Source organism: Amycolatopsis sp. CFH S0740, from assembly GCF_004522315.1.
GTDB classification, from domain to species: domain Bacteria; phylum Actinomycetota; class Actinomycetes; order Mycobacteriales; family Pseudonocardiaceae; genus Amycolatopsis; species Amycolatopsis nivea.
On sequence record NZ_SDLS01000001.1, the window covers coordinates 635,006 to 655,777 of the forward strand.

The 20,772-nt window shown below is 70.6% G+C and carries 17 protein-coding genes; 10 read left to right on the top strand and 7 right to left on the bottom strand.

Features of this window, described 5'->3' with window-relative positions; genetic code table 11:
* Positions 1-55 precede the first annotated feature (55 nt).
* Positions 56-940, top strand: a complete 885-nt coding sequence (locus tag EIZ45_RS03145; RefSeq protein ID WP_167756326.1) for a LysR family transcriptional regulator — start codon at positions 56-58, stop codon at positions 938-940.
* Here EIZ45_RS03145 and EIZ45_RS03150 read toward each other — a convergent pair.
* Positions 900-2,072 carry an MFS transporter gene (locus EIZ45_RS03150; RefSeq protein ID WP_134662733.1) on the bottom strand — a complete coding sequence of 391 codons (1,173 nt, stop codon included), beginning with the start codon at positions 2,070-2,072 and terminating at the stop codon, positions 900-902. The genes EIZ45_RS03145 and EIZ45_RS03150 overlap by 41 nt on opposite strands.
* A gap of 49 nt (positions 2,073-2,121) precedes the next feature.
* Between EIZ45_RS03150 and EIZ45_RS03155 the strand changes: the two genes are divergently transcribed.
* From EIZ45_RS03155 to EIZ45_RS03165, 3 genes are all read left to right on the top strand, one after another.
* Complete coding sequence (locus tag EIZ45_RS03155) at positions 2,122-2,598, top strand: helix-turn-helix domain-containing protein (protein WP_134662734.1); 477 nt, start codon at positions 2,122-2,124, stop codon at positions 2,596-2,598.
* Between the two features lie 79 nt (positions 2,599-2,677).
* Positions 2,678-3,022: a helix-turn-helix transcriptional regulator gene (locus tag EIZ45_RS03160; protein WP_037806190.1), complete on the top strand. Its 345-nt coding sequence runs from the start codon at positions 2,678-2,680 to the stop codon at positions 3,020-3,022.
* Complete coding sequence (locus EIZ45_RS03165) at positions 3,019-4,101, top strand: SRPBCC domain-containing protein (protein ID WP_134662735.1); 1,083 nt, start codon at positions 3,019-3,021, stop codon at positions 4,099-4,101. The genes EIZ45_RS03160 and EIZ45_RS03165 overlap by 4 nt, the downstream gene beginning before the upstream one ends.
* 7 nt (positions 4,102-4,108) lie before the next feature.
* Here the strand turns inward: EIZ45_RS03165 and EIZ45_RS03170 are convergent, their stop codons facing one another.
* Genes EIZ45_RS03170 through EIZ45_RS03180 form a run of 3 tightly spaced genes read right to left on the bottom strand, consistent with a single transcriptional unit; the run spans position 4,109 to position 8,140 of the window.
* Positions 4,109-4,876 (bottom strand): polyprenol monophosphomannose synthase, encoded by a 768-nt coding sequence (locus tag EIZ45_RS03170; protein ID WP_037806192.1) that lies wholly within the window; start codon positions 4,874-4,876, stop codon positions 4,109-4,111.
* Positions 4,877-4,899: 23 nt separating this feature from the next.
* Complete coding sequence (gene lnt / locus EIZ45_RS03175) at positions 4,900-6,528, bottom strand: apolipoprotein N-acyltransferase (RefSeq protein ID WP_134662736.1); 1,629 nt, start codon at positions 6,526-6,528, stop codon at positions 4,900-4,902.
* Between the two features lie 10 nt (positions 6,529-6,538).
* On the bottom strand, positions 6,539-8,140 hold the full coding sequence (locus EIZ45_RS03180; RefSeq protein WP_134662737.1) for an amidohydrolase: 1,602 nt from the start codon (positions 8,138-8,140) through the stop codon (positions 6,539-6,541).
* 121 nt (positions 8,141-8,261) lie between these two features.
* Between EIZ45_RS03180 and EIZ45_RS03185 the strand changes: the two genes are divergently transcribed.
* Together EIZ45_RS03185 and uppS are read left to right on the top strand one after the other, a co-directional pair.
* On the top strand, positions 8,262-9,653 hold the full coding sequence (locus EIZ45_RS03185; RefSeq protein ID WP_205669890.1) for a KamA family radical SAM protein: 1,392 nt from the start codon (positions 8,262-8,264) through the stop codon (positions 9,651-9,653).
* Between the two features lie 689 nt (positions 9,654-10,342).
* Positions 10,343-11,125, top strand: a complete 783-nt coding sequence (gene uppS / locus EIZ45_RS03190; RefSeq protein WP_037806677.1) for a polyprenyl diphosphate synthase — start codon at positions 10,343-10,345, stop codon at positions 11,123-11,125.
* Positions 11,126-11,204: 79 nt separating this feature from the next.
* Here uppS and EIZ45_RS03195 read toward each other — a convergent pair whose 3' ends face one another.
* Together EIZ45_RS03195 and EIZ45_RS03200 are read right to left on the bottom strand one after the other, a co-directional pair.
* Entirely contained in the window at positions 11,205-13,673 is a 2,469-nt protein-coding gene (locus EIZ45_RS03195; protein WP_134662738.1) for an ABC transporter permease, read from the bottom strand.
* 5 nt (positions 13,674-13,678) lie between these two features.
* Positions 13,679-14,437: an ABC transporter ATP-binding protein gene (locus EIZ45_RS03200; protein WP_051728520.1), complete on the bottom strand. Its 759-nt coding sequence runs from the start codon at positions 14,435-14,437 to the stop codon at positions 13,679-13,681.
* A gap of 215 nt (positions 14,438-14,652) precedes the next feature.
* Here EIZ45_RS03200 and EIZ45_RS45960 point away from each other — a divergent pair, with 215 nt between their 5' ends.
* From EIZ45_RS45960 to EIZ45_RS03215, 4 genes are all read left to right on the top strand, one after another.
* Positions 14,653-14,823 carry a hypothetical protein gene (locus EIZ45_RS45960; RefSeq protein ID WP_167754068.1) on the top strand — a complete coding sequence of 57 codons (171 nt, stop codon included), beginning with the start codon at positions 14,653-14,655 and terminating at the stop codon, positions 14,821-14,823.
* Between the two features lie 95 nt (positions 14,824-14,918).
* On the top strand, positions 14,919-18,119 hold the full coding sequence (locus EIZ45_RS03205; RefSeq protein ID WP_134662739.1) for a type 2 lanthipeptide synthetase LanM family protein: 3,201 nt from the start codon (positions 14,919-14,921) through the stop codon (positions 18,117-18,119).
* Positions 18,116-18,736 carry a flavoprotein gene (locus EIZ45_RS03210; protein ID WP_134662740.1) on the top strand — a complete coding sequence of 207 codons (621 nt, stop codon included), beginning with the start codon at positions 18,116-18,118 and terminating at the stop codon, positions 18,734-18,736. The genes EIZ45_RS03205 and EIZ45_RS03210 overlap by 4 nt, the downstream gene beginning before the upstream one ends.
* The gene (locus tag EIZ45_RS03215) at positions 18,733-19,773 is read left to right on the top strand and encodes a sulfotransferase (protein ID WP_134662741.1); all 1,041 of its coding nucleotides are present in this window, start codon (positions 18,733-18,735) and stop codon (positions 19,771-19,773) included. Before EIZ45_RS03210 ends, EIZ45_RS03215 begins: the two co-directional genes overlap by 4 nt.
* A 139-nt stretch (positions 19,774-19,912) precedes the next feature.
* Here the strand turns inward: EIZ45_RS03215 and EIZ45_RS03220 are convergent, their stop codons facing one another.
* A complete protein-coding gene (locus tag EIZ45_RS03220; RefSeq protein ID WP_037806205.1) occupies positions 19,913-20,674 on the bottom strand; it encodes an AfsR/SARP family transcriptional regulator in 762 nt (253 codons plus the stop codon).
* Between the last annotated feature and the right edge of the window lie 98 nt (positions 20,675-20,772).

The window sequence follows — 20,772 nt, forward strand, 5'->3', positions numbered from 1 at the left end:
CAACGGAGAAGTCCGGATCGGTTGATAAGCTCTGGGTTATCGATCGGAGGCGCGGGTGGAACACCGGGACATCGAGGTTTTCCTCGCGCTCGCCGAGGAACTGCACTTCGGCCGGACCGCGGAACGGCTGCGGGTGTCGCAGGCGCGGGTCAGCCAGTCGGTCAAGACGATGGAGCGCCGGATCGGAGCCCGGTTGTTCGACCGCACCAGCAGACGGGTCTCCCTGACCCCGATCGGCCGCACGCTGGAGGCCGACATCCGGCCCGCCTACCGGCAGCTGCTGGCCGGGATCGAGCGCGCGGTCGCGGCGGGACGCGGTGTCGAAGGCGTCCTGCGACTCGCCTTCGAGGCCCCGGCGGTGGCGAATCTGATCTCCGGTGTCACGGCCGCCTTCCGGGCCCGGTATCCGGGCTGCGAGGTCGATATCAGCGAGGCTCCGTTCGAGGATCCGCTCGCCACGCTTCGTTCCGGCGAAGCCGACTTGGCCGTGGTGCTGCTGCCGGTCGCCGAGCCGTCGATCACGACGGGACCGGTCGTGCACACCGAGCCGATGGTGCTCGCCGTCGCGTCCGGGCATCCGTTCGCGCGCCGGGAGTTCGTCACGCTCGAGGACCTCGGCCGCGACACGGTCCTGCGCGCCGCGCACCCGCCGCCCGCCTACTGGAGGGAGCCGCCCGAGCCGTGGACGACGCCCGCGGGCGTTCCGATCGCCCGCGGGCGCGCCTACCGCACGTTTCAGGAACTTCTGCTGGTCATCGGCGCGGGCGAAGGGATCTGCCCGCTCGCCGCGCACGCCGCGGAGTACTTCGCCCGGCCGGGCATCGCCTTCGTGCCTTTCCGCGACGCCCCGCCTGCCCGGTGGGGGCTGATGTGGCGCAGCGCCGGGGAAACCGCGCTGGTCAAGGCGTTCGCGTCGACAGCCGCCGAGCACCGGCCCTGAACCAGGCCCACATCGCGAACGCGCACCCGGCGAACGCCGCGCCCAGCACGGCGGAGCCGGTCCAGCCCGCCGCGGCGAACGCGGTGGTCGTCGCGGTCGCGCCCAGTGCGGAGCCGAGCGAGTAGAAGATCATGTACCCGCCGATGACACTGCTGGTGCGGTCCGGATGCGCCGCGGTGAGCAGGTGCTGATTGCTGACATGCACTGCCTGCACAGCGAAATCGAGCACCAGCACCCCCAGCCCCAGCAACCACAGCGACGGCTGCCCGACCGCGAGCCAGGACACCGCCAGCAGGACCAGCGCTCCGCCGGTGACCAGGCTCGCGCGTCCCCGGTCGGCCCAGCGTCCGGCGCGGGCGGCCCCGAGCGCGCCCGCGAGGCCGACCAGCCCGAACAGGCCGATCTGCGCGGTGCTCAGGTTCCACGGGTCAGTGGCGAGCGGCAGGGACAGACCGCTCCACAGCGCGCCGAACGACGCGAACAGGAAGAACGCGATCAAGCCTCGCGAGAGGAACAGCGGTTCCCGGAACAGCCCGCCGAGCGAGCCCAGCACCTGCCGATACGTCGTGCCGGCGCGGCGCGGATCCGGCGGCATCGTCTTCAGCACGAGACCGGCGAGCGTCACCAGCAGCACCGCGAGCGCGACGTAGACGCTGCGCCACCCCCACAGTTCGGCCAGCGCTCCGGCGGCGACGCGGGCGCCGAGAATGCCGATGACGACCCCGGACGTCACGACGCCGAGAGTGCGGCCGCGTTCGTCCGGAGTGGACAGTGCGGCGGCGTAGGCGACCGTCGTCTGCACGACCACCGCGAACAGTCCCGCGAGCACCAAGCCGGCCAGCAGCAGCCAGGTTTGGCTTGCTGCGGCGGCCACTCCGGCTCCGACGGCGGTCAGCAGCAGGTGCGCGGCGATGAGTGTGCGCCGGTCGACGAGGTCGCCCAGCGGGACGAGCGCGGCGAGACCGGCGAGGTAGCCGAGCTGTCCGGCGGCGACGATCCAGCCCAGGCCGGCGTCCGGCACGCCCAGGTCCGCGCCGATCTCGGCCAGCACCGGCTGAGCGGCGTAAATGCTCGCGACGGCGACCGCGCACACCGCGGCGAACACCGTCCGGCGGCCCGTGGTCAGGCCCATGAGTCCCCCAATCAGTAGCGAATTGCAACTAATCGCACCGTACGGCAGAATGGTTTCAAAGAGCAACTCATCAAGGAGGCGCGCGAGCGTGGACGGCACCCCGGCCTGGACCGACCCGTCGTGTCCGGTGGCCCGCACCCTGGACCTCGTCGGCGACCGGTGGAGCCTGCTGATCGTCCGCGACGCGATGGACGGCGCGCGGGCGTTCACCGACTTCCAGCAGCGCACCGGCATCGCCCGCAACATCCTCACCGACCGGCTGCGCCGCCTGGTCGAACGCGGCGTCCTCGACCGGCAGGCCGCGGAATCCGGCAAACGGCAGGTCTACTCGCTCACGCCGGCCGGACGCGACCTGTTCACCGTCGTCGTCGCGCTCCGGCAGTGGGGCGAGCGGCACGCCTTCTTCCCCGGCGAAGACCACTCCGTGCTGGTCGACGACACCGGGCAGCCGATCCCGCTGCTCGCGCCGGTCGCCGCGAACGGCGCGACGGTCGACGTCGAGACGACCTCGGTGCGCAAGAGCTGAATCCCGCCGGACCCTTGCCCTGGCGACGCGACGGGCTTATTGTCAACGTACTGCTTGATAAAGAGATCGGTTGATAAAGATGTCCGTTGACAACGTCGAGGACCGGCTGGACCGGGCCTTCACCGCGCTGGGCGACCCCATCCGGCGCGCGTTGATCGCCCGGCTGTCTCGCGGCGAAGCGACGGTGAACGAGCTGGCCGAGCCGTTCCCGGTGACGAAGCAAGCCGTGTCGCGGCACGTCCAGGTGCTGGAGGCGGCCGGGCTCATCACGCGCAGCCGCGACGGCCAGCGCCGCCCGTGCCACCTCAACGCCGCCGCTCTCGAAGAGCTGACCAGCTGGATCGACACCTACCGGCTCACCCGCGAACGCGAGTTCCGCCGCCTCGACAGCCTTCTCGAAGAGACCAAGGAGCAGGACCGATGAACCCGACCACCATCACCGCCCAGCCCGGCAGCCCGTTCGTCGAGGTCGTCCGCGAGTTCGACGCGACGCCCGCGCAGCTCTTCCGCGCCTACACCGACCCCGACCTGATCACCCGCTGGCTCGGTCCGCGCGACGTCGAGATGCGGCTCCTCGAGTTCGACCCGCATTCCGGCGGGGCGTACCGCTACGCGCATGTCGATACCGACGGCAGCGAGCACCTCTTCCGCGGCGTCTTCCATTCCGTGGAGAGAGCCGAGCGGATAGTGCAGACTTTCGAGTACGAGGGCGCGCCCGGCCAGGTCAGCCTGGAGACCCTGATCTTCGAGGAACTCGACGGCCGGACGCGGCTGCGAGCCCGGTCGGTGTTCCCGAGCGTCGAGGCCCGCGACGCCATGGTCGCGAGCGGGATGGAACGCGGGATCCGCGATTCGATGGACCGGCTCGGCGAACTCGCGCGCGACGCGGAGCAGCCAGGCACGAGCCGGGTGGTCGTGGACATCTCGATGTCGCTGGACGGCTACGTCACCGGGCCGGGAGCCGATCCCGAACACGGTCTCGGCGTCGGCGGCGAACCGCTGCACGCCTGGGTGTCCGAGCCGACGCCGCGCGATTCGGAGATCCTGCACCGGTCGTTCACCGAAACCGGAGCCGTGGTGATGGGCCGCAGCACCTTCGACGTCGTCGACGGGCCGCAGGGCTGGAACGACGAGATCGGCTACGGCTACGACGAAGACCAGACCGTCGCCCCGCCGGTCTTCGTCGTCACCCACGCACGGCCCCGCGAGGTGCGCCTCGGCGAGCGGTTCCGGTTCGTCACCGACGGCGTCGAGCAGGCGGTCGAGCAGGCGCGCGCGGCCTCGGGCGACAAGGACGTCGTCGTGATGGGCGGCGGGTCGATCGCGTCGCAGGTCCTGTACGCCGGGCTGGCGGACGTGCTGCGGATCCACCTCGCGCCGATCGTCCTCGGCGGCGGAACCCCGTTGTTCCCCCAGGGAAATCCCGGGCCGGTGCGGCTGGAGCCGCTCGGTGCGGTGTCGACGCCGGGCGCCGAACACCTCACCTACCGCGTCCTGAAGTAGCCGCCGCTCAGCCCCGGCCCAGCAGCTTCTTCAGCTGGGCCAGGCGGCGCTGCACGCCCCACTCCGCGACCCGGAAGAACGCCTCGGACATGATGCCGCCGCTCATCTTCGACACGCCGATCTCCCGGTCGGTGAAGGTGATCGGCACCTCGACGATGTCGAACCCGGCGTCCGCGGTGCGGCGCGTGAGGTCGATCTGGAAGCAGTAGCCGTGCGAGGCGACCTCGTTCAGCGCCAGCTTCTCCAGCACCGGGCGCCGGTACGCGCGGAACCCGGCGGTCATGTCCGCGACCTTGATCCCCAGCGCGATCCGCGAGTACAGATTCGCCCCGCGCGAGAGCAGCGTCCGGCGCAGCGGCCAGTTCACCGTGCTGCCGCCGGGCACGTACCGCGACCCGATCGACAGGTCCGCGTCGCCGACCGCGTCCAGCAGCCGCGGCAGGTCCTCCGGCGCGTGCGAACCGTCGGCGTCCATCTCCACGAACGTCGCGTAGCCGCGCTCCATCCCCCAATGGAACCCGGCGATGTAGGCCTTGCCGAGGCCTTCCTTCGCGGTGCGGTGCAGCACGTGCACCCGCTTGTCCGCGGCCGCGCGCTCGTCGGCCAGCTCGCCGGTGCCGTCCGGGCTGCCGTCGTCGACGACGAGCACGTCGACGTCCGGGAGTGCCTTGTGGAGCCGGTCCAGCACCGGGCCGAGGTTGTCCCGCTCGTTGTAGGTCGGGATCACCACCAGCACCGGTTCGATCGTTTCGGCCCCCCGCGGCGCCTGCGCCATCCGTCTCCTCCGCATCCGGCGAGTCAGCCCGCCGCTTCCCCTGCTGTGGTCCCCGTCTTCGCGGCCGTCGCTGCTTCGCCGCGCCGGGTGCGAAAACGGAGCACGAACCCGCCGGCGACACCCGCGATCGCCAACGCCAGCAGTCCGTACTCCGTCCACGCACCGATTCGATCCGACAGCGTAGTCTGCGTGCGCAGCGGCACGCGCCCGACCAGGGCATCCGCCGTGAAAAGCCCGGTCGAGCTGGTGATCGTCCCGTCCGGGGCGACCAGCGCGCTCACCCCGGACACCGCCGACACCACCACCGCGCGCCCGTGCTCGACCGCGCGCAGCCGCGCCATCGCCAGCTGCTGGTAGCTCATCTCCCCCGGCCCGTACCACGCGTTGTTGGTCGGCACGACGAGCAGTTCGCCGCCCGCGTTGGTCGCGTCGCGAGCGGGACCGTCGAAGGCCGATTCGTAGCAGATGAACACGCCGATCTTGGTGCCCGCGACCGACAGGGCGGCGTTGGAGCCGTCGCCGGGACGCATGTCGCGGGTGTCGTCGATGAACGGCGTCACCAGCCGTGCGACGGCGCGCGCGGGCACGTACTCGCCGAAGGGCACCAGATCCTGTTTGACGTACCGCTGCCCCGGCCCGGTGTTCGGGTCCCAGACGACCGCGGAGTTCTCCGCCGCCCCGTCCGGGGTGCGCACGAGCGCGCCGATGATCGCCGGGGCCCCGAACGCCGACACCACCTGGTCGACGCCCGGGTCGTCGCCGTCGAGCGGGGTCGAGGTTTCCGGCCACAGCAGCAGATCCGGCTTCGGCGCCTGTCCTGATTGGACTTTCTGCAGCAGCCGCGCGCTCTCGGCGAGAGCGTTGGCGCGCAGCACCCCGCGCTGGCCCTGCAGAGCCAGGCCGATGTCCGGCGCGTTGCCCTGCACGGAGCCGACGGTGAGCGAGCCGTCCTGGGCCTCGGTGCCGATCGTCGGCCACACCGCGAGCCCGGCCGCGGCGGGAAGGACGGTGAACACGGCGGGCCAGACCAGTGCGCGGTCCCAGGCTTTGCGCGTGCGCCAGAGCCTGCCGAGCACCGCGGCGAGACCGAAACCGGTGAGCACGACGGCGAAACCGACCAGCGGCGCGCCGCCGACCGACGCGAGCGACAGGAACGCGCCCTCGGGCTGGCTGAACGCGACCCGGCCCCACGGGAACCCGCCGAACGGGAACCACGTGCGCGGCGTCTCCAGCGCGACGAACACCAGCGCGCCCCACAGCGGCGCCAGCGGCAGCCGCGCCACGACCCGGATCAGCCATCCGGCGAGTCCGAAGTAGAGCGACAGCGCGAACGACAGCGCCAGCCACGGCAGCGGCCCGAAGTCGCGGCCGAGGAAGTCCTGCAGCCACACCAGCAGCGGCACGAAGAACGCCATGCCGAACACGAAGCCGTACCCGAACGCGCCGCGGAACGACCGTCCGCGAAGGAGCAGCGCGAACGCGGCGAACGCGATCGGGGCCAGCCACCACAGCGGGCGCGGCGCGAAGCTGAGGTAGTAGCCGTAGCCGGTCGCCGCCGTCGCCGCGACGCGCGCCAGCCAGGGCTTCCACGCCCGCTTTCGCTTGGTCTTGTGCGGAACGCCCGAATCGGCGTCCGCCACGCTCACTGCCACACCCGGAACTCTAAGCGGCCGGTGTGAACTCGTCGTAGATGACCGTGCCGCCGCGGACCGTGCGCAGGCAGCGCGGCAGCGGAGTGCCCGGCTCCAGCCTCGGCAGCGGCGGCACGCCCGAACGCGGATCGGTGGACCAGCGCTGCACTCGGCTGTCGGCGGTGGCGACGACGAGGTCGGCCGCGTCCCAGATCGCGTAGTGCGCGGGCGCGCCCGGGACGAGGCTGCCGGTCACGCCGTCGTTGACGCCCGCCGCGCGGTGTCCGGCGCGCGTGTGGGCGGTGAACGCGGCGCGGGCGGACAGGCGCGCTTCGGGCGTGTGATGGTGCACGGCCGCGCGTACGGAAGCCCACGGGTCGACCGCGCACACCGGGGCGTCGCTGCCGAAGGCGAGCATGACTCCCTCAGCGGCGAGCTGGGCGAAGGGGTTCAGCGCTGCCGCCCGGTCGCCGAGCCGTTCGGAGTACATGCCGGAGGTGCCGCCCCACGCTTCGTCGAAGAGCGGCTGCACGGACGCGACGACGCCCCATCCGGCGAGTGCGCGCGCCTGCTCCGCGGTGACCATCTCCAGATGCTCGACCCGGTGGTGCCGCGCCGCGAGGGGACGCTGGCCGACCTGCTTCTCGGCGAGCCGGAACCCCTCGACCACCTCCCCGACGGCGGCGTCGCCGATGACGTGGAAGCCCGCCTGCAGCCCGGCTTCGGTGCAGGCCACGAGATGGTCGGCGATGACCCCGGCATCGGCGTAGAGGGAGCCGGAGGTGCCGGGCTCGTCGGAGTACGGCGCGGTGAGGGCCGCGGTGCGGGAGCCGAGCGCGCCGTCCACGAAGAGGTCTCCGGCTACGCCGTGCGCGCCGAGGCGGCGGGCGGTGTCGAGGCCGTTCAGCTGGCCCCAGTACCCGACGACCTCGGGCAGTGTCGGGCCGACCAGCGCGAGGAGGTCGGCGAAGTCCTCCTCGCCGGAGATGTCCGGGCCCGCGCATTCGTGCACCGAGACGATCCCGCGCGCGGCGGCCGTCGTCAGGAACGCGCGCTGGGCTGCCTGGCGCTGCGCTCGGGTGATCGCGTCTCGGGCGGCTCCGCGGACGAGGTGGTGGGCGTCGCGGGTGAGCGGGCCGTCGGCGGACCATCCCGCCTTGGACTCGACGCCCGGCGCGAGTTTCGCGAGCGCGGTCGAGACCAGCGCGGAGTGAACGTCGACCCGGCTCAGGTAGACGGGCGTGTCCCCGGCGGCGTCGTCCAGCTCGGCGCGGCTCGGCAGCCGCTGCTCGGTCCAGGACGACTCGTCCCAGCCGTGCGCGAGCAGGACCTGCCCGGGAACGACGGCGTCGCGCACCGCGGCGAGGAGTTCGGCGGAGCTGCGGACGGCGGTCAGATCGAGACCGGTGAGGTGCAGCCCGGTGGAGGTGGCGTGCACGTGCGCGTCCACGAACGCCGGCGCGACGAACGCCCCGCCCAGGTCGACGACCTCGGCGTCCGGGTGCAGCGCGCGGGCGGGCGCGTCCTGGCCGACCCACACCACGGTGCCGCCGGAAACCGCCATCGCGGTCGCGTCGGGCGAGGACGGGGTGTAGACGCGGCCGCCGAGCAGGAGCGTGGTGCTGTCGTTCACTCCCCGAGTCTCCCGCCTGGTCCCCCGAGCAGGGCAGACCGGGTCAGCGTGCAGAAAGATTTACGGTCAACTAACGTTATGGCAGGATATTTTCACGCGTTCCCGACGACTAGGAGTACAGATGACTGCGATCCAGGAACCTGTGCCGACTGCCGCCGCCTTCGACCAGCCGTACGAGTACGTCCGCGCCGAGTTGGCCGAACCCGACTGGCGCCGCTTCCCCGGCTGGCACGACGTGACCGAAGCAGAGTGGCGGGACGCCCAGTGGCAGCGCGTGCACTGCGTGCGCAACGTCAAGCAGCTGCGGGCCCTCATGGGCGATCTGCTGGAGGACCGGTTCTACGAGGACCTGGTCGCCGACCAGCGCGAGATGGCCACGATGTCGATGCTGCTGCCGCCGCAGATGATCAACACGATGGCCCCGCACGCGGGCACCGACCCGGCGAAGGTCACCGAGGCGTTCTACGCCGACCCGATCCGCCGCTACATGCTTCCCGTGCGCAGCGACCGGCACCCGGCGTGGCCCAGCCACCCGCACGCCGAACGCGACTCCCTGCACGAGGCCGAGATGTGGGTGGTCGAGGGGCTCACCCACCGCTACCCGACGAAGGTGCTGGCCGAGATGATCTCGACCTGCCCGCAGTACTGCGGCCACTGCACCCGGATGGACCTCGTCGGCAACTCGACCGAGCAGGTGGAGAAGCACAAGCTCGCGCTCAAGCCGGTGGACCGCCAGGACGCCATGATCGACTACCTGAAGCGCACCCCCGGCGTCCGAGACGTGGTGGTCTCGGGCGGCGACGTGGCGAACGTGCCGTGGCCGCAGTTGGAGTCGTTCCTGATGCGCCTGATGGACATCGAGACGGTGCGTGACATCCGCCTGGCGACGAAGGCCCTCGCGGCGCTTCCGCAGCACTGGCTGCAGCCCAAGGTGGCGGAGGGCCTGCAGCGGGTCGCCCTGACGGCGCAGGCACGCGGGGTGAACCTGGCTATCCACACGCACGTGAACCACGCGCAGTCGGTGACGCCGCTGGTGGCGGAGGCCGCGCGGACGGCGCTGCAGGTCGGGGTGCGGGATGTGCGGAACCAGGGCGTGCTGATGCGCGGGGTCAACGCCACTCCGGCTGCGCTTCTGGATCTTTGCTTTGCGTTGCAGGGTGAGGCTAATATTCTGCCTTACTATTTTTATATGTGCGACATGATTCCGAATGCTGAGCACTGGCGGGTTGCCGTTTGGGAAGCGCAGGAATTGCAGCATTCGATCATGGGGTATCTGCCGGGGTATGCCACGCCGCGGATTGTGTGCGATGTGCCCTATGTTGGGAAGCGGTGGGTGCACCAGCTGGCGGAGTACGACCGGGATCTCGGGATTTCGTACTGGACGAAGAACTACCGGACCGGGATCGAGCACGAGGACCCGGAGGCGTTGCAGCGGAAGTACCCGTATTACGACCCGATCCAGACGTTGCCGGAAGCTGGGCAGAAGTGGTGGGCCGACGAGAAGGGTCGCTGATCCTGGGCGCATGATCCCGCGGCGGGTTGTCGCGGGATCATGCGCGGTGGGGGTGCGTCGGCTGGCGCTGCCGCTACGGGGAATCCGCCTCGAGTACCAATACCGCCATGTCCAGAAGCCTTTGGCAGTACGCGCGACTGTCGGCGGCCGATTCGGGGATGGCTCGAATGAGGTCCTGTTCGCATTCGGCGAGAATGTTCCATCTCCGGTCGTCCAGGTGACCTTGTTGCACTACCCATGTGGAGACACAACCGGCTAGGTCCGCGTCAAGCATCGCCAGGTCGAAGCCTGCCGGGAATGGCACCTTTATGTGGGCCTCGAAAAGCTTCGTGACTACTGCCAGCCGCTCCGTGAGGTCCAACGGCTTCCTTCCCCTAGCCCGGCGACGCATGCCTTCCAGTCGAGAACCTACGCGCTCGTGGTGGTTGCGCGCCAGGCAGTAAAGCAGCTCCCGGACGCTGCCGATCGCGATGGCGGCGACAGCGACATTTCCCCGAAGCCTCTGGATGTCGTTCGAACATTTCCTGAGAATTTTGTGGAGAACGGGCCCGCCAGACAGTCGAAAACCGACCTACGCCGACAATTCTGGCATCGTTTCCGCTGCGGGGAACCGTGTCCGCGGAAGGGAAACGGGGTTGGCTACTATGGGCGCGAACCCGCGTGAAACAACGGCGAACGGAGTGCGCATCGTGCTGCCTGGTCCGGTCCAGCGAATCATCTACGGGATTTACACGCACCGGCTGCGGAAACAGCTCGTGGGCGCCGAATTGCCGGGGCACATCGGGATCATCATGGACGGCAACCGGCGCTGGGCTCGGCAGATGGGCATGGCCGACCTCAGCATGGGGCACAAGCGCGGGGCCGAACACGTCGAGACCGTGCTGTCCTGGTGCGAGCGCGCGGGCGTCAAGCACGTGACGATCTACCTCTGCTCGACCGAGAACCTCGCGCGCCGCGACGACGCCGAGGTGTCGTACCTGATGCACCTGATCGAGCAGGTCATCACCGACAAGCTCGCCCAGCCCGACGCGGGGTGGCAGGTGCACGTCGCCGGTCTTCTCGACGCCCTGCCGGACACCACCGCGCATGCGCTGAAGAACGCTGTCGAGGTCACCCGCGACTGCGACACCGGCCACCACATCACGCTGGCCATCGGCTACGGCGGCCGCCAGGAGGTCGTCGACGCGCTGCGTGCCCTGCTGACCGAACACGCCGCTGCCGGGACGCTGAACGAGCTCGCCGACACCATCACCATGGAAGACGTGTCCCGGCATCTCTACACCGCCGGGCAACCCGACCCCGACCTGGTCATCCGCACCAGCGGGGAACAACGGCTGTCCAACTTCCTGGTCTGGCAGAGCGCCTACTCCGAGCTGTACTTCTGCGACACCTTCTGGCCCGCCTTCCGCGAGGTCGACTTCCTCCGGGCCCTCCGCAGTTACGCGCGGCGGAACCGTCGTTACGGCCGCTGACCGTCGAGTGCGGAGGTTCCGCACTCGACGGTCAGCCGGAGGGGCAAGGTGACCGCCGGGGCGACCTCGGCGGTCACCTTCACTGGACGGCGAGCGCCTCGACCACCGAGGTCTTCGCGGCCTGCCGCAGCGGCAGGAGGGCGGCCACGACCCCCGCGACCGCCGCACCGGCCAAGATCAGCGCGATCCGGCCGTAGGGCAGGCTCAGCACGACGTCGTCGTTGATGACCCTGGCCGCGGCCAACCCGAAGCCGCACCCGAGCAGCACGCCGACGATCCCGCCGACGATTCCGAAGATGACCGCCTCGGTCGTCAGCATCAACCGCAGGTGCCGCTTGGTGAGACCGAACGCCCGCAGCATGGCCGACTCGCGGGAGCGTTCCAGCACCGACAGGGTCATGGTGTTCGCGATGCCGATCAGCGAGATCAGCACAGCCAGCGCCAGCAGGGCCGTGATCAGCGCGGTCACCTGGTTCAGCGAAGCTTCGAGCCGGTCTTTCGCATCGGCGGTCGCCACGATCTTCGCGGTCGGCACCGCGGTCGTCGCCTCGTCGACGACCGCCCTGGACACGTCCGGCGCGGTACCCGGAGCGAACCTGACAAGCAGGCTGGTATCGCCCCGCCCGGGGAACAACCGGTCGAACCAGCCCGGCGCGACCAGGGTCCGCGGCACGACATTGCCGGTCACGATCGCGACCACCTTCGCCTCCACCGGATGACCCGCCACGGTCATCGACACCGTTCCGCCGACCCCGACGCCGAGCTCGCTGGCCCGTTCGGGACGCAACGCCAGCTGCCCGGGGCCGAAGCCGTCCAGCGAACCCCGCACCACGCCCGGGGCGATGGCGCCCTCCATCGTGCTCAGCATCGACGTCGCGCCCTTGACGACTACCGGGGCTTCGCGGACCCGGGTGAATTCGGTGACCCCGTTGTGCCCGCGGAGGTCGTCGCCGACCGACCGCGGCAACGTCACCGAGGAGTCGGCGCCCGGCGGCGTGATGATGTAGTCGGCAGGCAGGGCTTCGCCGACGCCCACTCCGACTGACGACTCGAGCGAGCTGGTGATCACCGATACCCCGGTGGTCAAGGTGATCCCGATGATGAGCGCGAGCACTGTCGTGGCCGCACGTTTCGGGTTCCGCATCGCGTTCGCGACGGCGAGCCTGCCCGGCACGCCCAGCGTGCGGCGGATCGGAAAGCCGACCGCACCCCCGAAAACGCGGACGATCACCGGGCCGAGCAAAATCACGCCCGCGAAGAACAACAGCCCGCCGAACGCGACGAGCACGAGCGGGTACGTCTTGCCGTTGCTCGCCAGCCCGCCCGCGGTGCTGGCGACGCCGGCGGCGCAGAAGAGCGCGGCCACTACCGCGCGGGCCCGGTTGAGCCGCTCGGTACGCGGCTCCGCCTGGATCCGCAACGCGGCGACCGGTGCGACGCGCGTCGCCGCGGCCGCCGGAAGCAGCGCCGCCGCTACGGTCGCGAGCAGCCCGGCCAGCACGCTGAGCACCACCGTCGTCGGCGTCACGGTGAACGATCCAGGCGAAATCGGCGTCCCGAACGCACTCATCACGGGCAACGCCAGATAGCCCGTGCCGATCCCGGCCAGCAGCCCGGCCACCGCCGCGCCGAGCCCGACGACAGCGGATTCCGCCAGCACCCCGCCGAACACCTGACCGCGCGAAGCGCCGACACACCGTGCCAGCGCCAGCTCCCGGGTGCGCTGGGCGACCAGGATGCTGAAGGTGTTGTAGATGACGAACATCGCCACGAACAAAGCGATCAAAGCGAACATCACCAGCCCGCTGCGCAGAACCACCGGGTCGATGCCGCTGCCCGCGGCCTGCCGCTCGGCGAACTCCGCTCCGGAGAACACCTCGTACGGGCCGCTGCCGACGGCTGCGGCCACCTTCGCCTTCAGGCCCTGCGGGTCGCCGCCCTTGACGTACAGCTCGGAGAATCCGGTCTGGCCGGTCAGCTGCCGCGCGACGGGCTCGGTGAAACCGATCCCGCCGCGCAGGGCGAGAATTCCCTGCCCGGCAACGCTGCTGAACCCGCTGACCCGCAACGGACGGGGCTCGCCGGTGGCATGGTCGACCAGGGTGATCGTGTCCCCGACGCGGTACCCGAGGGCCTTCGCGGTCTGCTCGGCCAGCACGGCCTCGCCGTCCCCTGCGGGCAGCCGGCCCTGCACCGCCGTGGTCCGCATGGTGACCGAGAAGCCCATCGGCTGATCCCGGACCGGGCGGCCGGCGCGGTCGAGCACGGAGATGTCGCCGATGACCAGCCCCTGCACCTGCCGGACGCCCGCGATCGCGGCGACCCGGTCGACGGCGGCCTGGTCCAGCTTCCGCAGCTGGTTGTCCGCCACTACGGCCACGTCGGCCTTGTCCGCGTTGCCGGCGACAGTGCGGTCGGTATTGGTGCGCAGGGTGTCGCTGAGCACCAGCGTGCCCGCGACGAAGGCGGTCCCGAGCAGCGTCGCGAGCGCGGCCAGCAGCAGCCTTCGCCGGTGCGCGCGCAGTCCGGCGAGGGTGAGCTTCAGCATCCGGCTCAGCCCTCCAGCTTCTTCATCGTGTCGAGGACGGTGTCCGCGGTCGGCCGGCCCAGCTCGTGGACGAACTGCCCGTCCCGCACGAACACGACCCGGTCCGAGTACGAGGCCGCGTGCGGGTCGTGGGTGACCATGATGATCGTCTGGCCGAATTCGTCGACCGAGACCCGCAGGAACTCCAGCAGGTCGGTTCCGGAGTTCGAATCGAGGTTGCCGGTCGGTTCGTCGGCGAAGATCACCTCGGGCCGGCTCACCAGTGCGCGGGCCACGGCGACGCGCTGCTGCTGCCCTCCGGACAGTTCGCTCGGCCGGTGCCCCAGCCGGTCGGCGAGCCGCACGCGCTCCACGACCCGTTCGACGAGTTGCGGGTCGGGGCGACGGCCCGCGATCTCCAGCGGCAGGAGGATGTTCTCGCGCGCGGTCAGCGTCGGCAGCAGATTGAAGCTCTGGAAGATGAACCCGATGCGCTCGCGCCGGAGCTTGGTCAGCTCCCGGTCGGTCAGCGCGGTGATCTCGGTGTCCCCCAGCCAGACCGACCCCGAAGTCACCGTGTCCAGACCGGCAAGGCAGTGCAGCAACGTGGATTTGCCGGAACCCGACGGCCCCATGATCGCGGTGAATTCGCCGGCGCCGAATCCGACGTCGACCCCCCTCAGCGCATGTACCTCTGCTCCTCCCTGGCCGTAGACCTTGGTCACTCCGGCGGTGCGCACCGTTTCCCGGTGCAGCGCCCGATTCCGCGAGAAAGACTCCTCCATGCGCGGAAACGTACCGAGCCGTACCTGAGAATTCCCTCAGCGTGATCATCATCGTCGCGTCCGGCCAATTAACCTGCAGATATACGGTCCCTATACGAACCGCCAACGCCGGCCACACCGGCCGGACACGGCTTCGTTGTTAGTTTCGATCCGTGCGACGGAACCTACCCGCCGCACGGAATCGGAAAAATCCATTCCACATGGAGGGAGTCGGCATGCCGACGCAGAGCATCAACGACTGGAAGTCCGCCGCCCACGAAAGCGGTTCGCACCCGGCCGGCCTCGGCTTCGGCGAACTGGGCCAGGAGGACCTGGCCGAGGCGCGCACCGCGGCGCTGCCCAGCAGCGGCTACATCTGCACCTTTACCTTTGAGTGCAACTGCTGACGTAGCCGCAGGGCGACCCGTGAGGGTGTTCGACGCGTGCGGGCGGGCCGGACGACGGCCCGCCCGCACGCCACGGCCGAAAGGACCCGGAGGCAATGGGCACGACCCGCTACCGCGCGGACCACGCGGCATTTCTGCGAGAACGGCACGTCGCCGGGACGGGCGCACCGACCGCCGCGGATCTGGCAGCCGTCGACGAATGGCGTGAATCCGCGTACCTCGACGAGTCGACGATGGCCCGCCGGCTCGCCGTCGCCGGGATTTCCCGTGAAACCTTCGCCGCGCTTGTCGCCGGCAAACCGTTTTCGGCCGCGGGCGCGGCCACCGCGTGGGTCCCGGAACTCGACACCATTCTGTCGGGTGAACGGAAACCCGCGGACAGTCGCGAGCCTGTCACGGCACTTTACGGCGAGACCTACGAAAAACTCCTTTTCTCCGGGCTTCTCGACGCTTTCATCTGTCATTACGCCGATCGACTACGACAATGGGAGAGTCAGGCCGCGCTCGATCAGATAGCGCTCACCGAACACGCCCACGAAACCCTTGTCGACGGCCTGGCGACCGGACTTCTCGAGATCGCCCACCGGACATTGATCCTCGAACTCAACGTCGCCCGGGACGGCGGCCTGCTGACGGGGGAAACGCCCGAGGAGCGCTACGCGTACTACAACGAGGTCGTGCTTCGGCGGGACGGCTACCGCACGCAGCTCTTCACCGAATACCCGGTTCTCGCGCGTGCGATGGTCCAGCACGGCACCGACTGGCTGGCGAACACCGTCGAGACGCTGACCCGGCTGGCCGCCGACCTTCCCGAGCTCCGGCGCCAGGGGCTGCTGCTGTCGGACCACGTCGTGGTGACCGGTGTCCGCAGCGGTCTCGGAGACCCGCACAACCACGGGCGCTCCGTGTCCTGCTTCGGATTCGAGGACGGCTCGGCGCTGGTCCACAAGCCCCGGCCGGTCGACCCGGAGCGGACCTACGCCGAGGCGCTCGACCTGCTCAACGAACTGACCGGCCTGAACGTCAAGAGCATGCGGGTCCTCGCCCGGCCCGGCTACGGCTGGTGCGAGTTCCTCGAGCACGAGCCGTGCGACCGCGAAGCGGACCTGCCCCGCTTCTACGTCCACATCGGCGCGATGCTGGCCGTCCTGCACGTCCTGGGCGCGGTCGACATCCACATGACCAACGTCATCGCCGTCGGCGACTCCCCCGTGCCCGTCGACCTCGAGACGATCCTGCAGCACACCTCCGTCCGGCACCTCTCGTCCGCGAAAGCGAACGAGAGGGCCCTCGACTTTCTCGCCCAGAGCGTGCTCGCGACCCTTGTCGTGCCGCTGCGCACCTTCGGAGACGGCGTCACGCCAGGCATCGACGTCAGCGCGATAGGCGGCGGCACTCCCCAGCTGACCCCGCGGCCCATGCCGGCCATCGCGGCGCCCTTCACCGACCAGATGCACATCGTCGGCGTGCGCAAGGAGACCAAGCCCGCCCGGAACCGGCCGGTGGTCGACGGACGGGCCGCGGATCCGGCCCGGTACACCGGCGAGGTCGTCCGCGGCTTCCTCGACGGCTACGACGCCATCGCTTCGTCCCGCGAGCGGTTCGCCGCGCTCTTGCGATCGGCCGACGACATCGAGGTCCGCTTCCTGGCCAGGGCGACCCGGCGCTACGACCTGTTCCGCATGGAGCGGTTCCACCCCGACTACCTGCGCGACGGCCTGGCCACCGAGCAGTTGCTGGAGAAACTGTGGACCGCCGCGACCACGCGCGACGACCTGGTCCCGGTGATCGAGGCCGAGCGCCGTCAGCTGCTGCGGGCCGACATCCCCGCGTTCCACACCAAGCCCGGGTCGACCGCGCTGTTCCAGGGCGGCGAGGTCGTGGCCGAAGACTTCTTCACCGAGCCGAGCGGCCAGACGCTGCAGCGGAAACTGGCGATGCTGGGCCCGGACCACCGGGCCACGCAGCTGGCGATCCTGCGGGACGCGCTCGACACTCTGGGCGGTGCCGTCCGGACGACGACGCCCTCGTCCGGAGCGCCGAACCGCGTCCCCGAACCCAGCCTGGACGAGCTGACCCGGCGCACCCTGAACCGGCTCGCGGACGAGGCGATCCTCGGCGACGACGACTGCGCCTGGGTCGGGATCGGCACGGACGGGATCCGCGACGGCTCGTTGAGCTTCCAGCCGCTCAACACCAGCTTCTACGACGGCCTGGCGGGGCTCGCGCTGACCTTCGGGTACGCGGCCGAGCTCTACCAGGACGAGCGGTTCGCGGATCTGAGCCGCCGGAGCATGCGTCCGGTGGTCGACGAACTCCGCCGCCGCGCGGCGGGGAGCGACGTCTTCCGAGTCGGCGCCTACGCCGGCCTGTCCGGGACGATCTACGCGGTGTCCCACCAGCACCACTTGACCGGCGACCCGGAATACCTCGAACTGCTCGAGTCGTCGTTGCCCCACCTGCGGGATTGCGCCCGGCAGGAGGACTCGGCCGATCTCGTCGCGGGCCTCGCCGGCTGCGCCGTCGTCGCCGCCGGTCTGCACGACCGCTACCGCATGCCGATTCTCGCCGACATCGTCGCGATCTGCGCGGAACGGCTGGCCGCGACCGCGGTGGACACCGGAACCGGACGCGGTTGGAGCCGGGACGACGGGCCGCCGCTCGGCGGGATGTCCCACGGCTCGGCCGGAATCGGCTGGGCCCTGCTCGAAGCGGCCCGAGTGCTGGACGACGACCGCGTGCGCCGGCTCGGCGTCGAGGCTCTCGAACACGACATGAGCCTGCGCATCCCCGGCAAGAACGCATGGCAGGACCTGCGGGGTTTCACCGACCTCACGGGCATCGTGCAGGAGCACCCGACGCTGTGGTGCCACGGCTCGACGGGGATCGGCATTGCGCGCCTGCTGGCCCATCGACGGGTGCCGGACCCGCGCTACCTGGCCGAGGCGGAGGCCGCGCTCGCCGCGACCGCCGAGGCGGGCCTGCTCGGCAACCACTGCCTATGCCATGGCGACTCGGGCAGCCTCGAGCTGTTCACCCTCGCTGAGCCGGTGCTGTCCGGGCTCGGTCCCGCCGCCGAGAACTGGCGGCCGCAGCGGAAGCAGCGAGCCGAGGCGCTGGTGAAGGCGCTCGCCTCGGGCGGCCCTCGGTTCGGGCGCATCACCGGCGGCAACATTCCCGGGCTGCTGCTGGGCCGGGCCGGCGTCTGCCTCACCCTGATGCGGCTGCTCGATACCGCGAACGCCCCGTCGGTGCTGGTGCTCGAGCCCGCCGGCGCACCGGAGCGTGCGGCATGACCGGCTACCCCGGCGTGGACGGCAAGCGGGTGCTGCTGGCCGGCACAGGCGCACCCGCCGTCACCGCGCTGCCCGAAGCAGTGCTGCGCTTGCGGCACCACTGCCCGAACGCCCGGACTCGGGTCCTGCTGACCCGGCAAGCGCTGCGGTTCGTCACCCAGACCGCGGTCAACCTGGTCACCGGGGCGGAATCCGGGATCGACGAGTGGTCCGACGAGCCGTACACCGCCGCTCCGCACGTCGAGCTGGGCCGGTGGGCCGAAGCGGTGATCGTCTACCCGGCGACCCTGCACTTCACCGGGCGGCTGGCGCTCGGGCTGTCCGACTCCCCGCTGCTGCTCTCGCTGCAGTGCACGACGGCGCCGATCGTGCTCGTCCCCTCGCTGCCGCCCGGCGGAGCCGACGGGCACGCCTACCGGAAACACGTCGAGGCGCTTCACGACCGGCCGAACGTCGCCGTCCTCCCGCCCGTGGCGGGCTACAGCATGACGACCGGCGAGCGGAACGTCGGCGCGCCCGCGCCGTTCGCGGACGCGCTCGGCCGGCTCGACGAGCTGCTGCGGGAGCCCGCCGCCGCGCCGGCCGGCGACTCCCGCCCGGTGCAGGAGGTGCGATGAACCGGCCCGTCGCGTTCGTGGTGGGCACCGGCCGGACCGGATCCACGGTGCTGTCCCGCATCCTCAACCAGCACCCCGACGTCCTCAGCCTCAACGAGCTGTTCGTCTCCCTCGGCGGGCTCGCTGCCCTGCCCGCCCGAGAGATGTCCGGTGCGGAGTACTGGCGGTTGCTCGCGGATCCCCATCCCGTGTTCGACGAGATGATCCGGCGAGACGCGCCGCTGCCGGAGTTCCTCTACCCCCGCCGTCCCGGCCGGTTCTCCGCGCAGGACGGCGGCATCCCCGCGATCGCGCTGATGGCCCTGCCGCACCTGGCCGAGGACACCGACGGCCTGTTCGACGAACTCTCGGAGATCGTCCCCGGCTGGCCCGCACGGACGGCCGCCGGCCACCACACGGCGCTGTTCGATCTGCTCGCCACGCGCCTCGGGCGACGGGTCGTCGTCGAGCGATCGGGGCACTCGCTCGAGTGGACGAGCGCCCTGCGCGCGGCGTTTCCGGAAGCGAAATTCATCCACATGTACCGATACGGGCCGGATTGCGCGCTTTCGATGAGCAGACACGGCGGATATCGCACCGCGGCGTTCGCCACGGAAATCCTCGATCTCGCCGGCGTCTCGCATTTTCGCGAACTCACCCCGGAACACGTCAAACGACTGCCCCCGGATCTGGCGCTATTGTGCACCGGCGGCTTCGAAAACGCTTTCGGGCTCGACCGGGACATTCCGGTCGAGGTGTTCGGGCGGATGTGGTCGGCCATGGTGTCGGCGGGGCTGCCCGCGCTGGCCGATCTCCCGCCGGACCGGCTCGCGACCCTGCGCTACGAGGACTTGATCGGCCGGCCGCGCGACGAACTCGCGCGGCTGAGCGGTTTCCTCGGGATCGAGGCGGATCCTGGCTGGCTCGGCGTCGCCGGCGACGTTCTCGACGGGGCTCGCACGGGCGCCGCCGGCCGCCTTCCCCCGGATCGGCGAGTCGCACTGGCCTCCGCCTGCGCACCAGGGATGCGGCTGCTCGGCGAGCCCGTTCCCGAGTAAATGGCGCCCGGGTGTTGCGACCACGGCGGTTCTCCCGAGTCGCGGTGCTCTGTGCCAGTCTGTCGTGCGGACAGGCGACGGCCTCCGGCGGCGCGTCGGGCAGCCGCGTCGCCTCCGGAAGCCCTCTCGTCCCGACCCGCTAGGCCTGCAGGACGCTGTTGCGCACCCCGGCCTCGTCCCGATTCAGGATCGACGCGTGCAGCTCGCGGAAACTGTCCGACGGATCCAAGCCGAACTCCTCCGCGAGCGCCTCGGTGGCGTGCCGCCAGGTCGTCAGCGCTCCCGCGAGGTCGCCGGCGAGGTAACACGCCCGCATCAACAGGGCCCACGACGTTTCCCGGTTGGGCGCCGTGCCGACCAGGCTGCGAAGTTCGGGAATCACCTCGGCGGACGCACCCTGCAGCAGCTTCACGTGCACCAGCCGCTCGCGGACGGTCAACTGGAACTGTTCGAGGGCGCGGAACCGGGCTTGCAGCACTCGGGAGGCGGCACAGCCCTGCCCGGCGGGTCCCCGCCAGAGCTCGAGCGCGCGGGCGAACCCCGCTCCCGCTTCGGCGACGTCACCGGCCCTGAGCCGAACGCTCGCCTCTTCGGCCAGTTCGGTGAACCGCAGCACGTCGACCTGGCCTGGACAGACCGCCAGCGCGTAGCCGCCGCGGGTCCCGGCGATGGTGGTCAACTTGCGCGCCACGGCGGGGTCGACGGACGCCAGCATCCGGCGGAGCCGCCACACGCATCCCCGCAGATTGTCGAGCGCCGAGCGGGGCGGGTCGTCCCACAACGACTCGACCAGCCGCTGCTTCGTCACGTACTGGCCCCGCTCCAGCAGGAGCGCGGCGAACAGCCCTCGCACCATCGCCGAGTCGACCGGCGTGGTCCGGCCGCCCCGGGACAGCGCCACTCTTCCCGAAATCCGGAATAGCGTCTCGCCTTCCGAATGGTCACACACGGACACCTGACTGGACACGATCTGTCTCACGCGAAATTCCCCCAAGACGC